The sequence below is a fragment of the Alkalihalobacillus deserti genome (assembly GCF_020734105.1).
GTDB classification, from domain to species: domain Bacteria; phylum Bacillota; class Bacilli; order Bacillales; family Bacillaceae_D; genus Halalkalibacter; species Halalkalibacter deserti.
In genome coordinates, this window is sequence record NZ_JAJAFR010000010.1 from 61,820 (window position 1) to 87,415 (window position 25,596).

General features: G+C 37.0%; 30 protein-coding genes. 18 read left to right on the forward strand and 12 right to left on the reverse strand.

Annotated elements, in window-relative coordinates; translation table 11 throughout:
- The first annotated feature begins 68 nt into the window (after window positions 1-68).
- Both LDX58_RS16855 and LDX58_RS16860 read left to right on the forward strand, forming a co-directional pair.
- Complete coding sequence (locus LDX58_RS16855; RefSeq protein ID WP_227937980.1) at window positions 69-824, forward strand: YkgJ family cysteine cluster protein; 756 nt, start codon at window positions 69-71, stop codon at window positions 822-824.
- Window positions 825-1,232: 408 nt separating this feature from the next.
- Entirely contained in the window at window positions 1,233-1,568 is a 336-nt protein-coding gene (locus tag LDX58_RS16860; protein WP_227937981.1) for a hypothetical protein, read from the forward strand.
- A gap of 343 nt (window positions 1,569-1,911) precedes the next feature.
- On the opposite strand, the gene LDX58_RS16865 is transcribed toward LDX58_RS16860, so the two are convergent.
- Window positions 1,912-2,163 carry a hypothetical protein gene (locus LDX58_RS16865; protein WP_227937982.1) on the reverse strand — a complete coding sequence of 84 codons (252 nt, stop codon included), beginning with the start codon at window positions 2,161-2,163 and terminating at the stop codon, window positions 1,912-1,914.
- A 67-nt stretch (window positions 2,164-2,230) separates the two neighbouring features.
- Entirely contained in the window at window positions 2,231-2,365 is a 135-nt protein-coding gene (locus LDX58_RS26070) for a hypothetical protein (protein ID WP_265416728.1), read from the reverse strand.
- A gap of 87 nt (window positions 2,366-2,452) precedes the next feature.
- Here LDX58_RS26070 and rnhA point away from each other — a divergent pair, with 87 nt between their 5' ends.
- The gene (gene rnhA / locus LDX58_RS16870) at window positions 2,453-3,073 is read left to right on the forward strand and encodes a ribonuclease H (protein WP_227937983.1); all 621 of its coding nucleotides are present in this window, start codon (window positions 2,453-2,455) and stop codon (window positions 3,071-3,073) included.
- A gap of 330 nt (window positions 3,074-3,403) precedes the next feature.
- Here rnhA and LDX58_RS16875 read toward each other — a convergent pair whose 3' ends face one another.
- Both LDX58_RS16875 and LDX58_RS16880 read right to left on the reverse strand, forming a co-directional pair.
- On the reverse strand, window positions 3,404-3,544 hold the full coding sequence (locus tag LDX58_RS16875) for a hypothetical protein (protein ID WP_227937984.1): 141 nt from the start codon (window positions 3,542-3,544) through the stop codon (window positions 3,404-3,406).
- 12 nt (window positions 3,545-3,556) lie between these two features.
- Window positions 3,557-3,700 (reverse strand): BH0509 family protein, encoded by a 144-nt coding sequence (locus LDX58_RS16880; RefSeq protein ID WP_227937985.1) that lies wholly within the window; start codon window positions 3,698-3,700, stop codon window positions 3,557-3,559.
- A 337-nt stretch (window positions 3,701-4,037) separates the two neighbouring features.
- Between LDX58_RS16880 and LDX58_RS16885 the strand changes: the two genes are divergently transcribed.
- Window positions 4,038-4,757: a YebC/PmpR family DNA-binding transcriptional regulator gene (locus LDX58_RS16885; protein WP_227937986.1), complete on the forward strand. Its 720-nt coding sequence runs from the start codon at window positions 4,038-4,040 to the stop codon at window positions 4,755-4,757.
- Window positions 4,758-4,976: 219 nt separating this feature from the next.
- Here LDX58_RS16885 and LDX58_RS16890 read toward each other — a convergent pair whose 3' ends face one another.
- The 4 genes from LDX58_RS16890 to LDX58_RS16905 all read right to left on the reverse strand — a co-directional run bounded on the left by LDX58_RS16890 (window position 4,977) and on the right by LDX58_RS16905 (window position 8,403).
- Complete coding sequence (locus tag LDX58_RS16890; RefSeq protein ID WP_227938043.1) at window positions 4,977-5,318, reverse strand: zinc ribbon domain-containing protein YjdM; 342 nt, start codon at window positions 5,316-5,318, stop codon at window positions 4,977-4,979.
- 331 nt (window positions 5,319-5,649) lie between these two features.
- Window positions 5,650-6,684 carry a cytochrome d ubiquinol oxidase subunit II gene (locus LDX58_RS16895; RefSeq protein WP_227937987.1) on the reverse strand — a complete coding sequence of 345 codons (1,035 nt, stop codon included), beginning with the start codon at window positions 6,682-6,684 and terminating at the stop codon, window positions 5,650-5,652.
- Between the two features lie 28 nt (window positions 6,685-6,712).
- Window positions 6,713-8,047, reverse strand: coding sequence for a cytochrome ubiquinol oxidase subunit I (locus tag LDX58_RS16900; RefSeq protein ID WP_227937988.1), 1,335 nt, complete (start codon window positions 8,045-8,047; stop codon window positions 6,713-6,715).
- A 206-nt stretch (window positions 8,048-8,253) separates the two neighbouring features.
- Window positions 8,254-8,403, reverse strand: coding sequence for an FbpB family small basic protein (locus LDX58_RS16905; RefSeq protein ID WP_227937989.1), 150 nt, complete (start codon window positions 8,401-8,403; stop codon window positions 8,254-8,256).
- A gap of 414 nt (window positions 8,404-8,817) precedes the next feature.
- Here LDX58_RS16905 and LDX58_RS16910 point away from each other — a divergent pair, with 414 nt between their 5' ends.
- The 3 genes from LDX58_RS16910 to LDX58_RS16920 all read left to right on the forward strand — a co-directional run bounded on the left by LDX58_RS16910 (window position 8,818) and on the right by LDX58_RS16920 (window position 10,473).
- Window positions 8,818-8,964, forward strand: a complete 147-nt coding sequence (locus tag LDX58_RS16910; protein WP_227937990.1) for a hypothetical protein — start codon at window positions 8,818-8,820, stop codon at window positions 8,962-8,964.
- 77 nt (window positions 8,965-9,041) lie between these two features.
- Complete coding sequence (locus tag LDX58_RS16915) at window positions 9,042-10,001, forward strand: MBL fold metallo-hydrolase (RefSeq protein ID WP_227937992.1); 960 nt, start codon at window positions 9,042-9,044, stop codon at window positions 9,999-10,001.
- A 97-nt stretch (window positions 10,002-10,098) separates the two neighbouring features.
- The gene (locus LDX58_RS16920; protein ID WP_227937993.1) at window positions 10,099-10,473 is read left to right on the forward strand and encodes a hypothetical protein; all 375 of its coding nucleotides are present in this window, start codon (window positions 10,099-10,101) and stop codon (window positions 10,471-10,473) included.
- Window positions 10,474-10,802: 329 nt separating this feature from the next.
- On the opposite strand, the gene LDX58_RS16925 is transcribed toward LDX58_RS16920, so the two are convergent.
- Window positions 10,803-11,957 carry an MFS transporter gene (locus tag LDX58_RS16925; protein WP_227937994.1) on the reverse strand — a complete coding sequence of 385 codons (1,155 nt, stop codon included), beginning with the start codon at window positions 11,955-11,957 and terminating at the stop codon, window positions 10,803-10,805.
- A 143-nt stretch (window positions 11,958-12,100) separates the two neighbouring features.
- On the opposite strand from LDX58_RS16925, the gene LDX58_RS16930 reads away from it, so the two are divergent.
- The 4 genes from LDX58_RS16930 to LDX58_RS16945 all read left to right on the forward strand — a co-directional run bounded on the left by LDX58_RS16930 (window position 12,101) and on the right by LDX58_RS16945 (window position 15,052).
- On the forward strand, window positions 12,101-12,490 hold the full coding sequence (locus LDX58_RS16930; protein WP_227937995.1) for an OsmC family protein: 390 nt from the start codon (window positions 12,101-12,103) through the stop codon (window positions 12,488-12,490).
- 54 nt (window positions 12,491-12,544) lie between these two features.
- Entirely contained in the window at window positions 12,545-12,727 is a 183-nt protein-coding gene (locus tag LDX58_RS16935) for a YitT family protein (RefSeq protein WP_227937996.1), read from the forward strand.
- A gap of 305 nt (window positions 12,728-13,032) precedes the next feature.
- Window positions 13,033-14,412, forward strand: a complete 1,380-nt coding sequence (locus LDX58_RS16940; protein ID WP_227937997.1) for an MATE family efflux transporter — start codon at window positions 13,033-13,035, stop codon at window positions 14,410-14,412.
- A 25-nt stretch (window positions 14,413-14,437) separates the two neighbouring features.
- Window positions 14,438-15,052 (forward strand): YczE/YyaS/YitT family protein, encoded by a 615-nt coding sequence (locus LDX58_RS16945; RefSeq protein ID WP_227937998.1) that lies wholly within the window; start codon window positions 14,438-14,440, stop codon window positions 15,050-15,052.
- Between the two features lie 55 nt (window positions 15,053-15,107).
- On the opposite strand, the gene proC is transcribed toward LDX58_RS16945, so the two are convergent.
- Complete coding sequence (proC, locus tag LDX58_RS16950; protein WP_227937999.1) at window positions 15,108-15,917, reverse strand: pyrroline-5-carboxylate reductase; 810 nt, start codon at window positions 15,915-15,917, stop codon at window positions 15,108-15,110.
- Window positions 15,918-16,423: 506 nt separating this feature from the next.
- On the opposite strand from proC, the gene LDX58_RS16955 reads away from it, so the two are divergent.
- Window positions 16,424-17,230: a YfkD famly protein gene (locus tag LDX58_RS16955; protein WP_227938000.1), complete on the forward strand. Its 807-nt coding sequence runs from the start codon at window positions 16,424-16,426 to the stop codon at window positions 17,228-17,230.
- Between the two features lie 220 nt (window positions 17,231-17,450).
- Here LDX58_RS16955 and yfkAB read toward each other — a convergent pair whose 3' ends face one another.
- The gene (gene yfkAB, locus LDX58_RS16960) at window positions 17,451-18,566 is read right to left on the reverse strand and encodes a radical SAM/CxCxxxxC motif protein YfkAB (RefSeq protein WP_372459227.1); all 1,116 of its coding nucleotides are present in this window, start codon (window positions 18,564-18,566) and stop codon (window positions 17,451-17,453) included.
- A 158-nt stretch (window positions 18,567-18,724) separates the two neighbouring features.
- Here yfkAB and LDX58_RS16965 point away from each other — a divergent pair, with 158 nt between their 5' ends.
- The 4 genes from LDX58_RS16965 to pdaA all read left to right on the forward strand — a co-directional run bounded on the left by LDX58_RS16965 (window position 18,725) and on the right by pdaA (window position 22,406).
- Complete coding sequence (locus tag LDX58_RS16965) at window positions 18,725-18,913, forward strand: SE1561 family protein (RefSeq protein WP_227938001.1); 189 nt, start codon at window positions 18,725-18,727, stop codon at window positions 18,911-18,913.
- A gap of 11 nt (window positions 18,914-18,924) precedes the next feature.
- Window positions 18,925-19,566 (forward strand): histidine phosphatase family protein, encoded by a 642-nt coding sequence (locus LDX58_RS16970; protein WP_227938002.1) that lies wholly within the window; start codon window positions 18,925-18,927, stop codon window positions 19,564-19,566.
- 286 nt (window positions 19,567-19,852) lie between these two features.
- On the forward strand, window positions 19,853-21,397 hold the full coding sequence (locus LDX58_RS16975) for a fumarate hydratase (protein ID WP_227938003.1): 1,545 nt from the start codon (window positions 19,853-19,855) through the stop codon (window positions 21,395-21,397).
- A 205-nt stretch (window positions 21,398-21,602) separates the two neighbouring features.
- Entirely contained in the window at window positions 21,603-22,406 is an 804-nt protein-coding gene (gene pdaA / locus LDX58_RS16980) for a delta-lactam-biosynthetic de-N-acetylase (RefSeq protein ID WP_227938004.1), read from the forward strand.
- A gap of 283 nt (window positions 22,407-22,689) precedes the next feature.
- Here pdaA and LDX58_RS16985 read toward each other — a convergent pair whose 3' ends face one another.
- Window positions 22,690-23,052 carry a GAF domain-containing protein gene (locus tag LDX58_RS16985; protein ID WP_227938045.1) on the reverse strand — a complete coding sequence of 121 codons (363 nt, stop codon included), beginning with the start codon at window positions 23,050-23,052 and terminating at the stop codon, window positions 22,690-22,692.
- Between the two features lie 165 nt (window positions 23,053-23,217).
- Here LDX58_RS16985 and rlmD point away from each other — a divergent pair, with 165 nt between their 5' ends.
- Both rlmD and LDX58_RS16995 read left to right on the forward strand, forming a co-directional pair.
- Window positions 23,218-24,579 (forward strand): 23S rRNA (uracil(1939)-C(5))-methyltransferase RlmD, encoded by a 1,362-nt coding sequence (rlmD, locus tag LDX58_RS16990; protein WP_227938046.1) that lies wholly within the window; start codon window positions 23,218-23,220, stop codon window positions 24,577-24,579.
- A gap of 36 nt (window positions 24,580-24,615) precedes the next feature.
- Window positions 24,616-25,560 carry an alpha/beta hydrolase gene (locus LDX58_RS16995; protein WP_227938005.1) on the forward strand — a complete coding sequence of 315 codons (945 nt, stop codon included), beginning with the start codon at window positions 24,616-24,618 and terminating at the stop codon, window positions 25,558-25,560.
- Window positions 25,561-25,596 lie beyond the last annotated feature (36 nt).

A 25,596-nucleotide genomic window follows, 5' to 3' on the forward strand; every position in this document is an offset into this window, starting at 1 on the left:
AAACAGTCGCATTTTTAGGATAAATCGACTACGATGAAGATTGAATTTACCGTTAGGAGCTGTTTTTAGTGAAGAACGCTTTGAGTTATGGAGAGTTGAGAAGCAAGGTAGAAGAGATAAATAAACGTCAGTATGATTATGAACCTCCTTTTCTAGATGTTGTTGATCAAATTTTAGATGATAGTGAAGGCAAGCATGTTAAAAATGTCCTAGTAGAGGCATTTGAAAAGCTGTTGTCTCAAGTTAATGTCGAAATAGACAAAATTGAAAATGAGATCAATATAAGCTCATCATGTAAATCTGGATGTACACACTGTTGCTTTTTTCCGGTTATCATGACTCGCCTTGAAGCAAAGTTAATGATATTGTACATTAACCAATTGCCAGAGGAAAGAAAGCAAAAAGTTATAGAACAAGTATCTTCTTATGTGGAGAACTATTCGTCGGAGATAAACGATATAAAGCAAATTAACTTTAAAGAAGATGACTCATTTAAATTGAAATACAAAAAATTAGGAATCCCATGTGTGTTTCTAGATCAGCAGACAAAACGATGCACGGTCTATGAGATTAGACCAATTCCTTGTCGTACGTATGTGAACTATGTAGATGTCAGTGTTTGCTCAAATGAACATCTGCCGAAGGAACCGCTTAACTTCGAATTTATGCAACGTTTTTATATTCAGGGAATGGATGAAGTAATTCAAGAAATACTCGAGGTGGTTGAGGCCCGGTCCCTTGGTTTTTCTTATCCTAGTGATGCTGAAGAAGTCAATTATCTACCGATCTTACTCCAAGAAGAGTTAGAAGCTAATTTAAAATAACAGGAATAACTTTTGCCCAACTAGCTAATGGAAGAAGTCACTTCGTAATAAATTATCGTGATAAATAAGGATCGACTTACTTATTCGAGAGTTTTGTTTAGTTTTCAGATTTATTGCTGAAGTCTTCTGATGGAAGTCATTTTCCATAAAAAGAACCCCACTTTTTATGAAGTAAGGAAGTCATTTTTCCATAAAAAGAAACCCCACTTTTTATGAAAAAATGACTTTAATAAAATTTTCTAAATCTTTTTCGTTTAGTATGTGCATTACTCGTGGTATGATTAAAATATGGTGGATAGTTATTCTAATTCGAGGTTTCTAGCATAGGCTTAGTTACTATAACCATTGAATGTTACTCGCTGTCTTTTGATGATTTCCAGATAGAATGTTTTTCGGGAGGGATTGTTGGTGGAGAAGAAAGAAGTTTGTACGTATTTTGAAGATCGAGTGTTAAAAGCCAAAAATCAATTTGAACGAACGGTTGATTGTAAGCATACGGAGTTTGATGATCTTTATCCGTATATGACGGAACAGCCTCAATTTTTCTGGTATAAACGCTATGTTGCATGGCAGGAATTACTGACAGTAGTGAAGATTGCTGAAGATATGGAAGTAGAGTGGAAAGATTTGTTTTTAGAAAAACAAGCTGCTTTTGTTGAAGGTAGAGTGCTTGATGCAAAAGTATTAGATGATTGGTATGAAGAACAGGAAAAGTTAGAAACTGAGTCTTCTAAAAATGAATAATTTATGGCCCCCTAAGTTATTTTAGGGGGATGTTTTTTTTGAGAGGAAGGGAATAGGAGGAAAAAGTTCTCATTAGTAATCTTGTTTTTAGTTTTGATTACTACAGCTTGTCAATCAATTGTAGAGAATCAACGAAAAGCAGAGGATCTAGCTTTAAATATCGAGGAAATAAAGAGTGTTCCGGAAAAGGAAACTGATGAAAAGGTAATAGAAAAAATGACAATATTATTTGACTGCAAATGAAAATCGTCAACCACTTCAGTGGGGTAGAATGTAGATGAAACAAAGATACATACGGATGAAAAGTAGTTGAAAAGAGAAGGTCACCATGGCCTTCTCTTTTTCAGTTCAATGTAATATGCGAGTCGCGATGTTGATAGATGCCATCGAGTTTGTCACCAATATCTTCTTCAATCTCTTGGTTTGATGGAAGAGAATCATAACTCTCAATGATCGTGAACGTTTCCAGGCAGAGAAGGTGGTACGGGAATTTTTCACCACAATCTTCAATAATGGCGTAAAGTTTATTTCCTTTTGTGCTTATAAGGTCACCAGGCTCTTTAATTGAACGTTTGCGATTAATAGTTACATTCATGCTGGATTGCACCTCGTTTTTAGCACCATTATTGACAAAATTTACTACCTATAAACTAAATAGTTCATTATTTTTTCTTTTCGTTCGCTCTATTGCTCCCATTGTCAATCATTTCACTTGAAACATCCTCATTTAACAAATTCTCTTTAGGTGTTTGATTGTTTGTTAAAGCTTTGCCTTTTTGTCTATTTCGTTTATCCATGGTTCACCCTCCTTGTGATTGTCTAAAAATGGTTTCACTGTTACTATTTCATTAGATCAAAAACTTATGCAAAGAGTAGGTGTCGTTGTGGCCAAAAAAAAGTATTATGTCGTTTGGAAAGGAAGAAAACCTGGGATTTTTACATCATGGGCTGAATGTGAGACGCAAGTAAAAGGGTTTACAGGTGCTAGATTTAAATCCTTTCCAACTAAAGAAGAAGCTGAGGCTGCTTTTATAGGAGGGAAAAGTCCAAGTGACTCTAATATTAAATCGAAAACGGTAAAGCCAGAATTAAATGAGGAAGTGGACTGGGATAGTATTTCTGTTGATGTAGGCTGTCGTGGAAATCCTGGAATTGTTGAATATAAGGGTGTCGATACAAAAACAGGAGAGGTCTTATTTGCTCATGATGAAATCCATATTGGAACAAACAATATGGGAGAGTTCCTTGCGATTGTCCATGGTTTAGCTTATTTAAAAGAACAAGGCAGTTCCAAAACCATTTACTCCGATTCGATGACGGCGATTAAATGGGTCAAGCAAAAACAAGCAAAGTCAACATTAGAGCGTAATGAGAAAACGGCTTATATATGGTCACTGATGGATCGAGCAGAAAAGTGGTTACAAACGAATAGTTATAAAAACAAAGTAACAAAGTGGCATACAGAAAAGTGGGGAGAAATCAAAGCAGATTACGGACGCAAATAGTGTTTATCCCTTTGTCTTGAAAACGGGAAAGGGAGCTCAAATTCTATGTTCTTCGTGCTTAAGGCATGACGATCCTTATGATCGGCATGCCTTAGAAGGGGAATGTGTACGAAACAAATCTTGTTACTGGTTTAATATTGAAGAATAAGATAAAGCTATTTATAACTTCATGCAACTAACAGATAAACAAGTAGATTAAATTAAAGACTAAATCAAGCGTGACTTTTAGGCGAATAGAAAAAGTAAAAACCACCTGTTTTCCTAGAGTTAGGATAAAACGGGTGGTTTTTTTAGACCTCAACGTCACTATTCATGTTCTCACTCCAATGATTAATTAGTGTAACTAGTTATCATTAATTCAACTTGTTCTTGTGTTACGTTTTGAATAAATTTAATCATGTCAATTGGCTGAATTTCAAACATCTCACATTGTTCAATATATTGTCGATAGGCTCTCTCGTAAATTTCCATTGTCAGTCTCCTTTACTCAGCGTTTTCTTCTTCAAAATAAGTTGTTTCGTAAATATGCTCAATGTCTGCATCTGTCATAAAGAGCATGTCATCACGATGAATACCTCTCATCTGTTCGATATACTTTACCATGTTTCGGCGTTCGATTCTGCTCATGTTTAGTACCCCTTCCACAATCTGTATTATAACAATAATGCCTTTGTTATTTACTATTATATAACAGATTAAATCTGAGTCAATAGTTAGTTTGAATATTATTATTTTTTTTATGATTTCTTTTGTTGAAGCATTTGATGTTAAGCCAATAAGAGTCATACAACTCTAATCGATAAATGACTGTATTTGATTTTTATGCTCGAAAAAACTTACGTAATTAAGGTATAATATAACCTAGTTATAACTAGTAAATAGAATTAATGTGATAATGCTGTAGAATTTATAAAGTTATTAGATGCTAATGTAAGATACAAATGGAAAGAGAGTGAGTTACGTTATGGGTCGTAAATGGAATAATATTAAAGAAAAAAAAGCGTCAAAAGATGCAAGTACAAGCCGGATCTATGCAAAATTTGGTCGTGAAATTTATGTAGCGGCAAAGCAAGGTGAACCAGATCCTGAATCAAACCGTGCTTTAAAAGTTGTTCTTGAACGCGCCAAAACATATAGTGTACCGAAAGCAATTATTGATCGGGCGATTGAAAAAGCAAAAGGTGGTTCAGAAGAAACCTATGACGAACTTCGCTATGAAGGATTCGGACCAAATGGTTCGATGATTATTGTAGATACACTAACAAATAACGTGAACCGTACGGTCGCAGAAGTGCGTTCTGCGTTCAAAAAAAATGGCGGGAACATGGGAGTAAGTGGTTCTGTCGCCTTTATGTTTGATGCAACGGCTGTTATTGGTCTTGAGGGAAAAGCAGCAGATGAAGTACTTGAATTATTAATGGAAGCAGATGTCGACGTTCGTGACATTTTAGAAGAGGATGAAGCGGTTATCGTTTATGCTGAACCTGATATGTTCCATGCTATTCAAGAAGCATTTAAAAATGTTGGGATAACGGATTTTACCGTTGCGGAGTTATCGATGCTCGCTCAAAATGATGTAATACTTTCGGAAGAAGACCAAGTTCAATTTGAAAAATTGATTGATGCATTAGAAGATTTAGAAGATGTTCAGCAAGTCTACCACAATGTTGATTTTGGTGAATAATAGATAAGTGCACATAGTATCGAACACAGGAATCGAGTGTAAAATCGTATAGGTTTTACACTCGATTTTTTTAGAGAATTATAAGCTAAGGAGAGGTCTTATATGAAGGGCTCCTTTTTTCGGAGATACGGAAGGGTTTGATATTACAAAATAAAAGCCGTCAAGCGATGAAAGCTTATCATTGAAAGTTGATACGTTATTTAAAGTGTGAAACCCGATTTAAGCCTTTTTAACAAATTCAGATTTTAACTTCATCGCTCCGAAACCATCAATCTTACAATCAATATCATGATCTCCATCTACTAAACGTATATTTCTTACTTTTGTACCTATTTTTACAACTAGTGAACTACCTTTTACTTTTAGGTCTTTAATGACTGTTACAGAATCACCATCATTTAAAACATTTCCATTTGAATCTTTGATAGTCTTTTTATCTTCACTAGTACCCGTTTCTGATTCAAGTGTCCACTCATGTCCACATTCTGGGCAAACAAGAAGTATTCCATCTTCATATGTATATTCCGAATTACACTTTGGGCAATTTGGCAAACCGGCCATCATTTTTACTTCCTCCGCTCGTTAATATTAATTCTAGTAATAAGAATTGGTTTGTAACTTTTGTGATTAAGAACTTCAATTTTCACAAAGAAGCATAATGCTCCTTATATGTATATTAAGTTCCATTGATAAACTTTTCTCAAGGACTATTTTACATATGCTGAATGTATTATAACAGAGTTATTTTTTTGTATAAAGGGATCTTGAAGGCTGCAAAAGTATTGTTAATTGCATCATCTTAGTTACTTGGAAAAAAAAAAGGTCAATCTAAAGAGGAATGATAACAAACCTTGAGAACATTTCCCTCAAGGCTTTTGTAATTTTTTTAGATTTAATGGTGTGCTTCCTTTCTTAAATAACGCTTATCTTTCATAAAGAGACGCCAGAACCAGATGAAAACAGGAATGAGAACGGCCATTCCAACCCCGTAACCAATTAACAGAGATCGAAACATGATCTCATTTGTAAATGTATCGTAAAGCGTGACATCTGGGTATAGAAAATAGGGCATATGAGCTGACCCATAGGCAAAACTCGCTAAACCAAATTGCAAGGCGATTAATAGAACAGCTACACGCGGCTGACCAACACTTACTTTCTTAGATGGCCACCAAAGGGCACTATAGCCGATCGCAAAAGCAAGTAAAGATAAGGTGAAAAGCAACCACTCGTTTGCCATGTTTTCAAACATCCAAAACGCCTCAGGGATTAACGTGAAAATGGCACCAACAGCAAAGGATAAGGTAATTGGTCCAAGGATAATCGCATTTTTTCGGTACACATGATACGTTTCTTCTGAATTTGCCTCCCGTGCATAATCACTTAATAGTAAAGAGGACAAAAACAACTCCGTACTAAGTCCAAACCCTAAATGGGTATAAAAGGTAGGACTTGTGAACAGTTGGTTGAGTAAGATATATTGTCTATCGCCAACTGTTTCAACAAACCCGCCGATCGCTGCTGGTAAAATACTAATAAGTAAGGCAGGGATCAATAAGCCCGTAACACCTGAGATAATAACGAGCATATTGGTATATTTTTGAACAGTGTAAGAATAGACCATAAACGCACTCCGAATGGTTAAAAAGAAAAGTACCAAGCAAATAGGAACGATCATTAATGTCCCTAATGTCGCTGCAGCACCGGGGAAAAAACCAACTAAGGCCACAACAAGCAAGACTAGAAATACGTTTGTCACTTCCCATGATGGGGACAGATAGCGATTAGCAATGCTTGCGGCTTTTGTATCAGTTCGTTTCCGATAGTACATTGCCCAAAAGCCTGCTCCAAAGTCAATTGATCCCGCAACAGCATACATAAAGAGAAAGACCCATATAATAATAATCGCAATATAAACTGACTCCATATCATCAATTCCTTTCCCACCTTATTTTTTAAGCAAGTGTATGCAATTCTTGCGATACAGGATTCCGATTAAAGTAAAAATGCATGACTAACGCTGTGATAACGAGAAGCACAACATAAAGGGAAATGAACAACACAAAAAGCATTCCTAAATTACCTGAATTGGTGGCAGCCTCACTAGTCAATTGAAACCCATAAATCGTCCAAGGTTGACGACCCGTACAACTGAAAATCCACCCCGTCTCAATGCCGATCATAGCAAGTGGACCTGACACAACAATCCCAGCTAAGAGCCATTTTGGAAGAGACTTCTGCTTTTTACGCCCTAGAAACCAAAACAACCAGTAGACTCCGGCAAGTGCAAGGAGGACAGAGCCAATTCCGACCATAACGTTAAATAACGTATGAACAAAAAGTGGTGGCCATTCTTCTTGGGGATAGTCATATAACCCACGAACAACCCCATCAGTAGAACCGGTTGCGAGCCAGCTTAGCATACCTGGAATTTCAATCCCGCCGACAACTCTTCCAGCTTCAGGATCTGGTGTCCCCATAATCGCTAATGGAGCATTTGGTTGGGTTTCAAATAATCCTTCTGCTGCTGCTAGTTTAACGGGTATATGTTCATGCAACATAATTGCTGTATCGTGACCATTGTTTAACGTGAAGACAGACATGATCAGAGCGACAGCAAGCGATAAGGACAATCCCTTCCGATGATATGTCATTTCTCTATCACTAAGCCCTCCGCGGTAGAGCTTATATGCTGCAACCGCTGCAAGAATAAAGGCTCCTGTCATATAAGCACTTCCGACTACATGTAGCGAAGTAACAAAAAAACTAGGATTGAACACAGCGGCCAAAGGTTGGACATTGATGATTTGTCCATCAACGATATCAAACCCTCTAGGGGTATTCATCCATGCATGGGCATCTGTTATTAAAACGGCTGAAGCTGTTGCCCCAAGAGCGACGAAGAAGACACTAATAATTCTCATTGTAGGAGAAAGACGATCAGCAGCATAGACGTAGATAGAGAGAAATAAAGCTTCAAGAAAGAAAGCAAAAATTTCAATTTGAAAGGGAAGAGCGATCACTTGCCCTACGATTTCCATGAAGCCTGGCCAAAGAAGGCTAAGCATAACAGCAACGATTGTCCCTGAAGGAATCGCAACCCCGAGTAAAATAGCGACAGCCTTTGTCCATCTTTTTGCAAGGGTCCCATAATCCTCATCTTTTCGTATGATTCGCATGATTTCAGCAAGTAGAATCATTAAAGTGATCCCTACACCTAAAGTTGCAAATATAATATGAAAAGCAATAGAAGAACCAAAAATAGTTCGCGCTAGCATAACATTATCCATTTCCTTACTTCCTTTCAATTCGATTAGCTATAACGATTATAAAATGATGATACACGCCCCTTAGTCATGTAGGAGTATACTTATGATTTAAAACAGTAAATCTCTCTAATGCTTATACTGTGCGTTAACATCGCTAGTAATATTCGCTAAAATATCCAATAAAATAAAATAAAAAAACGAGTTACCTTAATTGGTAACTCGTTCTTTTATTTAGTATAGCTCTTATCTTGTTCAGTTGACTTAGAAGAACGTTCATCGAGTCGTTCTTCGATCTTTGCTAAAGCTTCAGGATCATTCAGTAACTGCTTTTTATTTTCTAACATTAATTCTTTAAATGAAGTTGTTTGTCTTCGCATATTTCAGCCCACCTTTAGTAGTGAATAAATCTATAACCATTGTATCAGTATAATAAGAATAAAAAAGCATTTAATTGTTACAATTTTTAGAATAAAAGAATTTTAGCAAATAATGTCGAAATTAGAAATTAAAGCGAAAATTGCATACTTATCCACAGGTAAGTAGATATATTTTCATATGTCCACAGTGAAATGGGTGTTATCCACAAATATAAAGGTATTTATCAACAAAACTGTGGATAACACTGTGCATAAAAAATGTGCAAGTACAAAATAAAAAAGTATTTACAAAACCAATTATTATTGTTAGAATATTTTTAACAATTAAAAAAGCTAACTATCACGCTGTGTTGGAACTGAGCGACTGCTCGATCGATTAAAGCATATATATAAGATAAAAAGGGAGAGAGAACCATGACAGTATCAGAAAAAAAGATGATTGAAGAAATGCAAAAGAAATTAGATCGTCTAGCACGTGAATTAAATGAACTTAAGAGATCAGGGAACGATGGTTTTGAAAAATTAGAAACAGATCATTTCTTAACGCAAGCTTATAATTAAAGTATAATAGAGGGTGCCTAATTTTGTTTAGGGTACTCTTTTTTGGTTAATAAAATTGAATAGAGGAGTGTTCACTCATGACCGTTCATGAGGAAACGATTCATCAACTAACCATTCCTACTCCATTCCCGGTCGGGCCTGTTCACAGCTATTTAATTAGTAGTGACACTTTAACACTTGTTGATACAGGACCATTAACAATTGAAGGAAAAACATCGCTGGTAAGTCAGTTGGATACACTTGGTTATAGGATCGATGATATCGAACAAGTTATCTTAACCCATCATCACCCAGATCATGTCGGACTTGCTGGACTTTTTAAATCAGCTGTTTTAATTGGTCATCGTTTTTTACGCCCATGGCTTAGAAAAGAAGAGAAATTTTTTCAAAAGTATAAGATGTTCTTTGATGAATTTTATCATGCTCATGGCTTCCCACGCCCCGTCATTGATAAAGTCTTACAGTCAGGTCAGAAATATATGGACTTGATCGAAAAAACAGACCTTGATGTGATCGTAAGTCATGGTGATAATGTTCCTGGTCTGAAGGGCTGGCGAGTATTGGAAGTACCAGGTCACGCCCAAAATCATATTATGATCGTAAGAACAGAGGATCATACAGCGATTGGAGCAGATGTACTACTTGGATCGATTTCTTCAAATGCTCTATTGGAAGCTCCAATGGAAGAGGGCAAGGAGAGGCCAAAAACATTGCTACAATATCGAGAAACTTTACTTTTAGTTCATGATTTAAATTTAAATATATTAATGCCTGGACATGGGGAAATGATAAAAAACGTCAATGAACTAATTGGACAGCGGCTACAAGAACATATTACTCGAGCCAATGTAATTAAAAATCTATTGGCAGATAACCGTTGGAGTGCTCACGAAATTAGCTTTCAGTTATTTAAGGAAAAGCACCGTAAACAAGCGGAGTTGACTTTTTCTGAGACGTTTGGACATTTAGATCTATTGGTAGAGCTGGGAGATATAAGTGTTACAAAAGAAGACGGGTTATTTCTGTTTCACAAATGATGAATGATTAATCATTCATGTATAATGACTTCATCTTTTCTTTTTCTGACTTTTCTTGCTAAAATAAGAATATAAGTTAAAAAGAGGAGGGACTCTGTTGGAAAAGAAAAAAAGCAACTCATTAAAGTTAATCTGGGTTTTTGGATTACTGATTGTTTCAGTTGTATTAGCTAAGAAGGAATGGAGAAACAGAATATTAGATGAGTTAAAGCAAGCCAAACATTCGACTGAAAACACAATTGAGTTCGTCAGAGACAACCGCGAACAAGTTTTTGAACAAGTGAGAACCACTGTAAGTGATATTTCTACTGTGGTGCGCGATATCACAAGTGATGTGAAGAAGATTGGTGAAACTGCGTCCCATTTGAAAGAAAGCTCAGATGAAATCGTCAAAGCGACCAAAGAAGCGGCAAATGAAATGAAGAATTTGAAAAAGAACTTACATAACGCAGACATAAATCCTTATAACTAGGAGCTAGATTAGACTCAAAAAGGTTGTATGTTAACTTTTTTGAGTCTCTTTTTCCTTTTAATCTTTCTTCACTTTTCGATTTCTAATTGGTTTAAAGGACGCTCAACTATTAGCTGTGCAGGTCAAACTATAAGCAGGTAATTAAAAACTCAATTCCTTTATCATTAGACATTTTTGCTAAAGCAATACATGCTATTGGTGTTGAATCCTCCCCAAAACAGCGATCGTTCAGAAGGTTGCAACAAAAAAGTAGATCAAAGGATAGAGTGTTTCCTATGTTTCGTAATCTTAGCTGAAATCATTACAATCTCTTTAAAAAAATATAGCTATCACAAATTCGTAAGTGGCTTCTTGAAGATAGTAACAGCAATAAAGACAAGGAATAGCATCGTACTTATAATGATAAAAAAACTAATCCCATTAATGAATTGAATAAATAAACCACCTAAGTATGGACCGGTTAAACTCCCTAAACTGAAAGCAATCCCACAAAGGATATTGCCGGTAGGTAGTAGAGACTTGGGTGTCAAATCGGTCATATAACTAATGCCTAAAGAAAAAGTCGATCCAACAAGTGTGCCAGCCAGGAAGAGACAGAGCGTCAGCCCATGGAACGTTTGCTCTAAGAAACTAGCGATAAGAAATGATAGACTCCCAGAGAGCAGAATGAATGATAAGATTTTTTTTCTTCCAAAGTTGTCACTTAAAATACCGAGTGGAAGTTGAAAAATGATCCCTCCAAAAGCAAATGATGCTAATAAAAGAGATACTTGTGTTACGTCTAGACCAATTCTTAACGCATAAATCGGAAAACTCCCATTTAGTGAAGCCTCTAAAAATCCATAGGCTAACGCGGGTAACAAAGCAACCCAAGCGTATTTAAGTGTTTTTCCAAAACGGCTTGCTGTGTCTCGAAAAGAAGAAAGCTCTATTGCTTGTTCAGGGAAGTCATTATGCAAAATAAATAAGAACAACCAAGCAACTAAAGAAAGTCCTGCTGAAATCATAAATGGTAATGCTTCGTGAATTGAAACTAATGGTGTCATTAACGGACCAGTGGCAAATCCAATTCCAAAGAAAATTCCATAAATGCTAATATTTCTTCCCCGTTGCTCTTGTGGGGTCGAAGATGTAATCCAAGTTTGGGTGCCAAAGTGGAGAGCATTGTCTCCAATACCTATACATATACGTAAGAAAAACCAAAACCAAAAGGTTTTCCACAAAGGAAATAAGGCTAATGCAATCACTACGATTAAGCCACCTATTAATATAATTGGCTTATATCCAAATCTTCTAAGGGGAGGTTCCATGAATGGAGAGATAATAAGAATACCTATATATAGCGCTGTTGCATTTAAACCATTTAAGGTAGCCGATACCCCATCTTGTTCAAAGATAATGGAGATTAGGGGGAGAAGCATGCCTTGACTAAATCCACTTACAGCAACAATGCTTACTAATACCCAAAAACGTAAACGATCCATTTATAATCCCCTCACTTCTAAACGCGACATTTTCATTTTATCTTCTTCTACCCCAATTGACCATATGTAAATAAGTGAAAGAACATGACGTTAAGTTAGGAGACTGGTACAATAGGAGGCATGTATATTTGGGAGGGAAATCAATGGAATTTACTATGAAGGAAAATAGTTTTGTAACAGAACTGGAATTTGGTCAACTTGAAGTGTCAGGGAATGCTGAATATGGATTCAGACCTTATCAACTTCTGGTTTCTTCAATTGCTGTGTGTAGTGGTGGAGTGTTAAGGAAAGTGTTAGATAAAAAACGAATTGGATATAAAGATATTAAAATAAAAACTGACGTTAAACGAAATGAAGCAGAAATAAATGAAGTAACAGATATTCATATCCATTTTGTTATCGTCGGTACGGATGCAACCGATGAGAAAATAGCGAAAGTGTTAGAAATTACAACGAAAAATTGTCCCATTGTTCAGTCTGTAAAAGAATCTATTCGAATAACCGAGACGTTTGAACGCATAGGAAATGAATAAGAAAGTGCAATCTCTGCTCGTCTTAGCTTGTGAGCAGTTTTGTAAGGGGCGGATATGGCTTTGTTTTTGTTGCCGCAAAACATTCCATCTGGTGGAGCTGCAGGAATAGCCATTTTAGTTGAATCGTGGTTTGCTCTTCCGCATTCTGTCACAATTTGGTGCTTGAATTTTCTTCTTCTCCTTCTAGCTTTTAGATGGATAGGTTATAAATGTAGTTTTAAAACAATCATACAGTAACGATGACATCGTTAACGATTCTCATAATTCAATCTCTGCCAATCGTATTCTATACTCCAATTTATCTTTTCCCTACACAAGACTCCCTCTTCAAGCGCGGGAAGGACTTTAACTTTGCGGTAAAGGGAGAAGAATGACGGTTGGTGTTAGCCAAAACGAACCTCATTATTTGCTGTTGTTACACAATGGATTGCAACACAAGTTCTAAATCAAGTCGTTCTATTTAAATTTATCAAAGATGAACCGGAAGATACCGGTGTTTCGGCATAGGTGTTTTCCTGCCTTCGTTTAAAAAGGAGAAGAAAATGTTACAATCTAGACAATTAGATTTTACAGAAGGGCCTATTATGAAAAAAATGGTCCTGTTTTCTTGGCCTATTTTTTTGACGAATTTACTGCAATCTTCTTATCAATTGATTGATTCTATTTGGGTAGGGAATTTACTTGGACCAAGTGCGTTAGGTGCTATTACGATTTCAGCAACGGTTGTTTTTACGATTCTTTCTTTTATAATTGGTTTGAATGGTGCCACATTAACTGTTATAAGTCAACGAAAAGGAGCCGATGATGAAGAAGGGTTAAAAAAATCTCTTAATGCATTTGTATTTGTTCTAGGATTGTTTGCTCTCTTGCTTGGTTTAATTGGATTTTTGTTTTCAGGTCATATTTTACGCTTAATGGGAACTCCTGACGATATTTTGCCACTAGCCCAATCTTATTTACAAATTAATTTTATTGGAATTTTGTTTTTATTTGGATACAACTTTATTGGCACCGTATTAAGGGCCTTAGGTGATAGTAAAACACCAATACGTTTTATAATCATTGCGGTTATCCTGAATGCTGTGTTAGATCCTTTGTTTATCCACGTATTCCAATGGGGGATTGATGGGGCAGCATATGCTACAATTATTTCTCAAGGAACAGCCTTTGTTTACGGACTTTTATACTCCGTATATAAAGCGAGTGTACCTTTTCAAATTCCTCATCTTCCAGAGAGAAGATACTTTATCGTTCTGTTTAAGCTAGGTTTGCCTGCAGGATTATCAATGATGGCGATTTCAGCAGGGATTTTAGCCATCATGACCGTTGTAACGGGATATGGAGAAGAGGTTGTTGCAGGATTTGGGTCTGCTCAACGGTTAGACAGTTTAATTATGATTCCAGCATTAACATTAGGATCGGCAGTAAATAGTATGGCTGGTCAAAATATTGGAGCACAGCTATGGGAGCGAGTAAATGAAATCGCCAAACAAGCGATTATTCTCATAAGCGTGGTTTCCATTTTGATAAGCACAGTTATTTTTTTAGGAGCTGAGCAGCTTATTCGAATGTTTGTACAGGATGAAGAGACTGTGCAATTCGGCGCTATGTATATCAAGACGATTGCTTTCTTTTACCCGTTCTTAGGAGTGAACTTTGTTCTAAATGGAATAGCAAGAGCAGCTGGTGCAATGTTTCCAATTTTAATCCTTAACATCATTTCATTTTGGATATTAAGATATCCATTAACAGCTATATTCTCGAAATGGTTAGGGGAAAGTGGAATAGCAATCGGTATGGGACTAAGTTTTGTTATTAGTAGTATAGTAGCTACTGCTTATTATTTCCGCGGAAATTGGCGGAAAATTAGTGGGGATATTGGCGAAAAAACGGGTAATAAAGAAAATATTAAGGAAACTTGATTGATGGAATTGAGGAAATGTTTATATGAGATCAGTAATAATTAGAGCTCTAAGTTATACAGGAGGTTTGTTAATTGTTTCTTTTGGGGTGACATTGACAATTTTAGCTGGCCTTGGTGCCGGTGCTTGGGATGCTTTGAACGTTGGACTGGCGATCCAAACACGCTTTTCAGTGGGGAATTGGGTCATATTCGTTGGAATCATCTTAATCGGTTTAAATGCACTTTTAACGAGGACGAAGCCGGTAGTACATTCGTTATTAACAATTTTCATCTTAGGATACTTCATTGATTTTTGGCTGATTATTGTGTTTAACGATACTTTGTTTAGTGGATTCATGTTGCAAATGATCATTCTATTACTTGGTATTGTTCTAATTGCTTTTGGAGCATCGATATATATGCAAGCTGAATTCGCGCTTATACCGATAGATGCTTTTATGTTTGTACTAAGAGACGTTCTAGGAGTTAATTTAATGGTGGCAAAAACAATTGCAGAGTTAACGGCTTTAGTAGCTGCGTTTTTTGTCGGTGGTCCAATTGGAATTGGAACGATTCTTGTTACGTTTTTAATTGGCCCATTAATTCAATTTTTCTTTCCGAGAATCGAAAAGAGAATCAATTGGAAAGCCACACATTAGATTGTTATGATATCCTAAAAAGCTGCCTGAGGGGGAAAGTTCTCAGGCAGCTTTTCTACTCTTGTCCTTGTTGTTTAGCTCTTTTATTTGTTGCTTCAATAGCTTTACCAATTATTTCAGCAAAGTGATGGTTGGCGAGTGTGGCCAGTCCAGCTGCTGTTGCGCCCCCAGGAGAGGTGACTTGTTCTCTTAATTGAGCGGGTTCGCGGTGTTTTTCTAACATAGCGGCACTACCAATGACCATTTCAATGACAAGCTTTCTTGCTTGATCTTCTGATATTCCAAAAGATAGAGCTGCTTGTTCTAGAGCTTCGACAAAATGATACAAAAAGGCTGGTGCACTGCCAGTAACAGCCGTTAGATCATGCACCTGTTGTTCCGTTAACTGCTCTGAAGGGCCAATCGCACCAACGATCTGCTTAAAAAGTACTTGTTGTTTTTCATTTACATAATGACCAAATGCGTAAATAGACATCGATTTACCGACATCAGCAGCGGTATTTGGCATCAGCCAAGCGACTGCTGTTTCTTTTGGTAAAGAAGCTTCTAATTTAGTTGGTCCGATTCCGGCAGCTACAGTAATAACAAACTGTTGCGGTTGAATCATTATGTTCATTCTTTCTAGAATTTTGTCGTGTACATGGGGAGGACAAGCAAGGACGATAACATCAGCTTCAGGAAAAACGTCTACCCAATCTGAGGCTGTCTCAACTCGATATTGATCTTTAAGAGTGTTAAGACGTTTCATATCTTGTTCGTTGGATATGGTTATCTTTACGTCTAATTTATTTTGGATCATTCCAGAAAAAATAGCCTCAGCCATCCTCCCGGCTCCGATAAATAAAATATGTAGTGGTTGTTGCATAGTAGCCCTCCTAAATTAATGTTTTATAATATTGAATAAAAAAAGATACTACAATGGTTCCGCAAGCTGTTTTTCTCATGCATCGAAGAGGTTCAAAAAGGAAAGATCCCTTCAATCTTGTATTCTGCATACATGTTGGCAATGGCTCCACACGCTGCGCGCCTTCTATGAGAAACCCACTCATAGAAGGCTTAAAAGATTGCAGAGGTTCCGCTCATTGCAAAGATAGAATAAAAAAAGTAAACCCGTCTTTTTTTTATAGAAGGCGCAATGGCTCCACACGCTGCGCGCCTTCTATGAGAAACCCACCCATAGAAGGCTTAAAAGATTGCAACGGTTCCGCTCATTGCAAAGATACAATAAAAAAAGTAAACCCGTCTTTTTTTATTGTATCTTTGACGTTACCAGAAAAATAAAGCTTTCGGAACCTATGGATAATATTTGTCGGAACGCTCACACTAAAGATTATCAAAATGTCTTCTAGAACAACTAAGGAGGTAATACAGATGAACCGAATAATCGTAGCATTGGTTGTGATATTCTTATTAGCAACATCGGCACATATTTTGGCAGAAGAAGATGGAGATAAAGAAGAAAAAAAGGTATTTACAGTTCCGGATTCTGTTATTAAGATTTCGAAGGAAAATACGTATACCAATCCAACGCAAGATTTGCCATATTTACAACCGAGTGAATTAGCGAAAGAATTGTTAGAAAGTACAGATGTAAAAATTGAAAACCCTGACTTAATTCGTATTTTAAATGAGTCTACGATTAATGATTCAAAGTTAGCAATTGGATTTCGTGCTTCAATATACTTAGGAGAATGGCCATTAGCTTACAATTCAGATGGAACAGAAGTAAACTGGGAATATCAAAAAGTAAATACGAATTATATGGATAATCGTGGAGGACGTTCTCAGCAAAAACTCACTTATTTTCAAGAACAACAAAAGAAAGTAAGTGGTGGGCTTACGGCTAAAATACCGAATAGTGATGCCGTAAAAAAAATGATGATGATTAAAGCTACAGAGCATACGAATTTGCCCTTATCATTTGAAACGGTCATCGGACAAGGAACAAAAAAAGGAAACACGTACAACATAGCGCCTAAACAAGTCGGCTATTTAAATAGTTTTGTACCAGCCGCGAACGAAAAAGGAAAGGTCACTTATGGTGAAGTGTACTTAACCTTTAAAGGTGGCAAGCGCAAGCTAGAAATAAAGAATGTTACACAACAAGGAATTGGCGCTTGGATTCCAATTCAAGATCATTTATCTTTTAGTTTTATTGCTACAAATGAGCCTAAATAGTACAAAAATGAATGCAAAAAACACTCGGATCGATTCGAGTGTTTTTTACTTACAGCTAACTTTAACAGACTAGGATTGGGGATTTACTCAATTAATGGAAATGTATTGTGAATTATTTAAAATAGTGGAACGAGAGGCCACTAAACCTTCTTGAATTGCCGTATCTGAGCTAAATAACGGAATCAGTATCCGCTCACATTATTCCGGTTCGATTCAAATGTCAAATGTTTGATTTTTTCTTTGTGAAATCAACACTAGGATAGTAAGCGTCCTTTACAAGTACGTTCGGTCCTAAGCACTGTACGGATGGGCAATGACAGTTAAGTGTTGCAGCAAGGCTTGATTTCATCCAAGTTGAATAGGCATCTTCTAAACTGGTTGTCTGAATATTGCCTAATGGAGGAGTATCTCCAAAATCCGTTACGATGATATTGCCATCAAAAATGTTTACATTAAGACGGGAACGTCCATCGGGATCGTTCCGGACGGTTACATTTTTTTCTGAATATAACCGTTTCTGCAAACTTAAATCTTCTTCATTGTCACTACAAGGGTAAAAAGGCAAAGTACCAAAAAGCATCCAAACATTTGGATCGCGTATATCTAACAAGCGGTGTATACCTGAGCGAATGTCTTCTAAAGTAGCTACTTCAAGGTTGCTCGCAAAATCACTCGGGTACATCGGATGAACTTCATGACGCTGACATCCCATTTGAACAATTTGTTCATGGATTTGTTCTAAGTGTGGAAGTGTTCGTTTGTTAATCATTGTTTCAGCTGAAACAAAAACGCCTTGATTAGTTAGAACTTTCGCGTTTTCCACCATACGATAAAAGAGAGAAGCTCTTTGTTCAACGCTTGGTTTACGTTCCATCACCGCAAATCCAATTTCAGCAAAATCATCAACACTTCCATAGTTATGCGAAATATGGAGTACATCAAGATATGGAATAATTTTCTCGTAACGTTTTAGATCTAATGTCAAATTAGAATTAATTTGAGTACGAATACCACGTTCATGCGCATATTTTAGAAGTGGAACGACATAATCGTCTACCGATCTCATTGATAGCATTGGTTCTCCTCCTGTTATGCTAAATGTACTCAAAGAGGAAACCTGATCCAATCTTTTAATAAGTAAATCCAAAGGTAATGGGTTGGGGTCTTTTGGCTTTAATGTGTATCCAACTGCACAATGTTCACATCGCATGTTGCATAAAGTGGTCGTAGTGAATTCAATATTTGTTAAAGTCGGTTTTCCAAACTTTTTTATATCTTCATACGCTTCCCAAGGGTCGAAGGAGGGCGTTATAGTAGGTAGTGATGAATCAATCACAAAGATCGTACTCCTTTTAAAAATATTACTTGTATCATCATAACGTAAAAATCGATGTTGTAAAAGGGCTAGTTTCCATCCGGAACCTTCATTGTGAATGAGGAAAGAATCTGTTACACTCTACTTGAAATGAAGTGTAATAAAAAGGAGAGAATGTAATGGGTGGACCAATTCATAATAAAAAAGAGCAAATGAACTATTTGCACAATAGATTAAATATGGTTATGACCGTTCTAGATACAATTGAGCCAGAAGAAGCTGGGGTTGAAGAAATTGATCGTCTTCTTGTAATGCTAGACGACATTGAGACAAAATGTAAGCAATTCCGTCACGATTGGTCTGAATAGGGAGTGGTATCGTGAACTTGTATTTGATTCGACATGGTGAATCAACAGGGAATCTTGCTGGTAAAATTCAAGGGTGGGAGAACTTCCCTTTATCTGAATTAGGTCGCAGGCAAGCTGAACTTGTCGCAAATTACTTGAAAGACATACAGTTGGACTACATTTATAGTAGTGATCTCATCCGTGCTTTAGACACTGCAAGAGTGATTGCTAAGATAAAGAAGCAAACAGTAAATGAATGGGCAAAAGTAAGAGAGGTTCATCTCGGACCGTTACAAGGTTTATCACGTTCGGAGATTTATGAAAGGTTTCCAGAGGCCGGTGAAAAATCGATATTAACATCCGGTGTTAAAGGAACCGAAACGGTTGAAGAGTTAACAGCAAGATGTAAATATGTGGTAGATCAGCTGCAACGTGCTCATAAAAGTGATCATGTTGCTATTGTGTCACATGGTGGATTCATCAGTATTTTGCTTATGTACCTCCTTACAGGAGAACAGTGGCACACATTGCATCGTCCGTTCCAAATTGGCAATACGAGTATAAGCCATATAGAATGGCCGAAAAATCGACAAAAACCACTTATTCATTATATTAATCGAACCGGACATTTAGAGCACTTTATTGATGAAACGAACAATATGGGTTTATTATAATAGTGACGTTCCTAAAAGTAGGGACGTTTATTTTTATTTCCAAATATGGTAATTAAATATGTGGACAAGTCGTTGATAAGTTAGGAAAAGCCGTCGAAGCCCCGGTGAGAGCGTATCAGAGTAAGGTTCAGATAATGAAGAGATATAAAACTTTATCCTCAAAAAGAGAAACTTTTTCTTTACTTGGCTTGTACCATGCTTCCACTTTTCTCTTTCGGAATTTTTGGACTAGCATTATAATAGATATGATAAGGAATCTGTTTGAACGGAAAGGGAGATGGATGAAATGAAGAAATTAGAAGAAAGCATGTATCAACTGATTGTTGAAACATCTACTAATCTACCAAATGATGTACGTCGTGCAATTGCTGCAGCTAAGGCTAAAGAGAATGCCGGCACTCGTGCGGCACTGTCATTATCTACAATCACTGAAAATATTGGGATGGCTGATGAAAACGTTTCTCCTATCTGTCAAGATACGGGGATGCCTACATTTGAAGTGAAGGTCCCTGTTGGTGTGAACCAAATTGAAATGAAAAAGGCGATCTATGCTGCGATTGCAAGAGCAACAAAAGATACTAAGCTTCGCCCGAATTCTGTCGATTCTCTTACTGGAAAAAATACGGGTGATAATCTTGGTGAAGGAACTCCGGTTATTCATTTTCATCAATGGGAAAAGGATGTTATTGATGTCCGCTTGATATTAAAAGGTGGTGGCTGTGAGAACAAAAACATTCAATATAGCTTGCCTACTGAATTAGACGGTTTAGGTCGCGCTGGCCGTGATTTAGATGGAATCCGTAAATGTATTATGCATTCTGTTTATCAAGCTCAAGGACAAGGTTGTAGTGCCGGCTTCATCGGTGTAGGAATTGGTGGGGACCGAACGACGAGCTATTCATTAGCAAAAGAACAACTTTTCCGTACGGTTGATGATGTCAATGAAAATCAAGAGCTTCAAAAGCTTGAAGACTATGTTCTTGAAAATGCAAATAAACTAGGAATAGGTACAATGGGTTTCGGAGGAGAAGCTACTTTACTTGGCTGTAAGGTCGGTGCCATGAACCGTTTACCGGCAAGTTTCTTCGTATCAGTTGCTTATAACTGCTGGGCTTATCGTCGTTTAGGAGTTGTTCTAGATCAAGAAACAGGAGATATTAAAGAATGGCTTTATAAGGATGGAGAAAAAGTAGATCTAAACGAAGTTGAAAAAGAAATTTCTGATACGGAAGAAACAACTAGTGAAGTGCGTGAAGTAGTTTTACAAGCACCAATCACAGAAGCGCAAATTCGCGAACTAAAAGTCGGCGATGTTGTTATTATTAACGGCATGATGCATACAGGTCGTGACGCGATTCATCATCATTTAATGGATCATGACGCTCCAATCGATTTAAACGGTCAAGTCATCTATCACTGTGGTCCAGTTATGATGAAAGATGATCAAGGTGAGTGGCATGTCAAAGCAGCTGGTCCAACTACAAGCATTCGTGAAGAGCCATATCAAGGTGATATCATGAAAAAGTTTGGAATCCGTGCTGTTATCGGAAAAGGCGGAATGGGGCCTAAAACACTAAAAGCATTAGGAGAACATGGTGGCGTGTACCTAAATGCGATTGGTGGAGCAGCTCAATACTACGCTGATTGTATTAAGAAAGTTAAAGGCGTAGACTTAATGGAGTTTGGGATCCCAGAAGCGATGTGGCACTTAGAAGTGGAAGGTTTTGCAGCGATTGTGACAATGGATTCCCATGGTAACAGTTTGCATGCGGATGTAGATAAATCATCATTAGAAAAACTTGGCCAATTTAAAGAGCCCGTTTTTAAATAATCTAGTTAGAGTCGCTGTAAATGCGGCTCTTTTTCTTTTGAGGAAAAAGTATAGTTTCTGCCTTGAGTTAGTAATTCCTTAGGTCACAGTTTATCAATGGATAGCTTCTACAATTGCAATTCTTCCATTTTATTGAGAATAGGTAATCATACATAAAGGATTTATTAACGTGAGAAACTAACACAAAAAAAGGAGAAGATATTTAATGTTTAAAAAAACATCAGTACATGCTACATTTTTACTTATAGCAATTTTTTGTTGCTTATCTCCAGTCGTTTCAGCATATAGCAATACGACCTATAACTGGAGTTATAAGCCTGAGAAAAATAATAAGCCAGTTACTACCGAGCTAGAATACTTAGAATTGCTAGAAAAAACAAATGGCTTTTTTATTGGAGACACATCCCAAAAAGAGCTCTATCTAACCTTTGATAACGGATATGAAAATGGATACACTGAAAAAGTCCTTGATGTTTTAAAGGAAAAAGAAGTTCCAGCCACTTTTTTTGTTACTGGTCATTATCTAAACGACGCAACAGATTTAGTCAAACGGATGGTTGAGGAAGGTCATATTGTCGGAAATCATTCGTGGCATCATCCAAGCCTACCTGAAGTGGGAGATGGTCGGTTAACGAATGAACTAACCAAGGTAAAAGAAAGATTTACAGAGATCACAGGGGTTAAGGAAATGAGTTATCTGCGCCCGCCAAGAGGTCAATTTAGTGAGCGTTCTTTAGTGTTGTCTGAAAAGCTTGGTTATACCAATGTTTTCTGGTCGATGGCTTATAAGGATTGGGAAGTCGATAAGCAAAAGGGGGGAGATTATGCCTATGATCAAATTATGAAACGCATTCATCCAGGCGCAGTTATGCTAATTCATTCTGTCTCAAGTGATAATGCTGAAGCTTTACCTCGAGTTATTGATGATGCTCGTAAGCAAGGTTATGTATTTAAGAGCCTTGATGATTATATGTTCAAGAAGCAAACAGAAGGATTGCCATTTCCTTAAAACAGGAACGAGTTTTTGTTGGAATTTTCACAATGTAACTGTAAATATCGCGATATCAGTGGGAACTTGCTTAATAAATTAAATTCGCTGTTTAAATTAAATTTTCACCGATATATTTTCGTTTTCGCTGATGAAAACTAATTTCGGCTGAACTATTTAAAAAAACGCAATTTGAGGGAACCTGATTCTCACCTTACTTAAGATAACTGGTGTATGTAGTCAAAGTAAATCTATAAGTTAAACAAAAAAAGTCCGCTATGAGATAGTTCATAGCGGCACTTCACTAATTTGCATAGCTTTGTTGACCAATTGCAGCTGCAATTGTTTCTAATGTGCTAACATCTGTTACATCAAAAGCGATCGGTTGTCTGCTACGAACAACCATCATCCCAATTTCATCTTTCGTAGAATTAGTGATTGGAAACTTCAGTTCACCATTGCAATCCCATCTTAGATCATCTTCAAATGAAGAAGCAGCCACTAATTTATGGTCTAAATTCTCATACATATAAATACCAACCCAATCAATATAAGGTACTTGTTCAACAAGACTCTCCACAGTCTTATTAAAAATTGAATTTAAACTCTCTTTCTTAAATACTTGCGCCATAATTTGTAGCGATGCTACATCTGTAGGTATAGACAACGTCATCTCTCCTTTTTTCATTCTTCTTTGTCCTATTTTAGCAGATTACCACCCCTTTTCGGTCTAGTAAGTTTAGGAAGAAATGTGCGAACATGCTATAATAAGGTCGCACTGAAAGGAAGGCGTTGAATATTGAAACCAAAACAAGTGAATCAGACAGTATCCATGAAAGTTGGCCAGCAATTTCCTTTAACGATCAAGCGCCTTGGAATTAATGGAGAAGGGGTAGGTTACTTCAAAAGACAAGTTGTCTTTGTCCCTGGTGCTCTGCCGGAAGAAGAAATCGTGGCTGAAGTAACAAAAGTAAGTCCACGGTTTTCAGAAGCGAAAGTCGTAAAAATTCGAAAACGTTCTAAAGAGCGTATTGAGCCACCTTGTCCTATTTTTGCTGAGTGTGGAGGCTGTCAATTACAACATATGGAGTATCAAGCAACATTGAGAGAAAAGCGCGATATTATCAAACAGGCTTTTGAGCGCCATACCAAAATAGATGTCAACCAATTGCAACTCTTACCAACAATTGGGATGGAAAATCCATGGGATTATCGTAACAAAAGTCAACTTCAAGTGGCTAAAAGAGGAGAAAATGTGATTGCTGGCCTTTATGCGTCGAACTCACATAAGCTTATTGATCTTTCTGAATGTAAGGTACAGCATAAAGCCACCAATAAAGTGACGCAAACGGTCAAACAAATCTTAGCTGATTTAAATATCTCTATCTATAATGAACGAAAACATAAGGGTGTTGTAAGAACTATTGTAACTAGGGTTGGATTTGAAACAGGGCAGGTGCAAGTAGTACTCGTGACAAAAGACGATACTTTGCCTCGACAAGATGCGATTATAGAAGAAATCCAAAGAAGATTACCCGAAGTAACATCGATTATCCAAAATGTAAATGAACAAAAAACCTCAATTATTTTTGGCGAGAAAACGATTCATTTAGCTGGTGAAGAAACGATTGAAGAAAAGTTAGGTGATCTTTCTTTTGAATTATCAGCACGGGCATTCTTCCAACTTAACCCGACACAAACCGTTAAACTCTATAATTTTGTAAAAAAGGCAGCCGAATTAACCGGCAATGAAAAAGTAGTCGATGCTTATTGTGGAGTAGGTACGATCGGATTGTGGCTTGCTAAGGAGGCTGCTGAAGTACGGGGAATGGATGTCATTGAGGCATCAATTGAAGATGCTAGAGCGAATGCAAGAAACCATGGATATAATCATGTTTCTTATGAAGTTGGAAAAGCAGAAGATTGGCTACCGCGGTGGAAAAAAGAAGGATGGAAGCCAGATGTAGTCGTCGTCGATCCGCCACGAACAGGCTGTGATGATAAGTTGTTAGAGACAATAATGGAAGTGAAGCCAAAAAGAATGGTTTATGTATCATGTAATCCATCAACACTGGCTAAAGATGTTGATCGTCTTAGTAAGAAAGGCTATAAGGTGAAGTTGATTCAACCGGTTGATATGTTCCCATGGACGGCTCAGGTAGAGAGTGTAACGGAATTAGTGAGGGAATTGTAATTCTTGTGATCACAAATTGAAGTTGGAGGAATTGATTTGCAAGACACATTAAACCAGAAAAAAGAATGGATTAAAAAATCAATTACCCAAATTCAAGCTGAATGTCTTCCATTTGGGTACTCATCTTCCTATATTAAAGCATATACCGACTTTTACAAATTACCTATACATATTTGCAAGTATGAGTATGGGTATATAGAATCAGGTGAATTTAAGCTGTTTGTCCAACGTTTCTGTCCGAGTGAACCAATTGGAACGATTTTACTAATGCATGGCTATCTTGATCATATAGGATCATTGGACAAAGTCATCCATTTTCTAGTGAAGAATAAGTATGAAGTGATTGGGTATGACTTACCTGGACATGGGCTATCTAGTGGGGAGCGCGCAACCATTAAAAAGTTTGAAGATTATTTAAAAACGTTACAGGTTGTTTATGATGACGTGCTGCTGAAGTTTACGACTAGCCCATTGCTTGTTGGACATAGTACAGGAGCAATGATTGCTCTTGAGTTTGCCAAGAGAGCAAAAGGAAGTTTTCAAAAGATGGCTCTCATTGCACCTCTTTTTCAACCACATCTATGGAAACTATCCAAACTAGGACTTTTCTTGACCAAACCATTTCTTAAAACACTAACGAGAGTATTTAAAAAAAATTCTAGTGATCAAAACTATTTGTTATTCACGGAAAACGACCCACTTCAAGAAAAACGATTACCTGTTGCTTGGATTAACGCCTTAAACACTTGGTTGAACAACAACAGAGCTAATCGCGCAGAAGAACTTTCATTCTTAATGATACAAGGGAATCAGGATAATACTATTGATACTAAATATGGATTAAAGCAGGTCCAATCTTTGTACCCTAAGAGTTCAATGGTCCTAATGGACAATGGTCATCATCAGCTCTTAAACGAAGGGGAAATTATCAGAGAACAAACCTTTTCTATTTTACTAAAATATCTTCAAGTAAGAAGATAATCATGAGGTCCACTCATCATTATCTTCTTTTTAAAC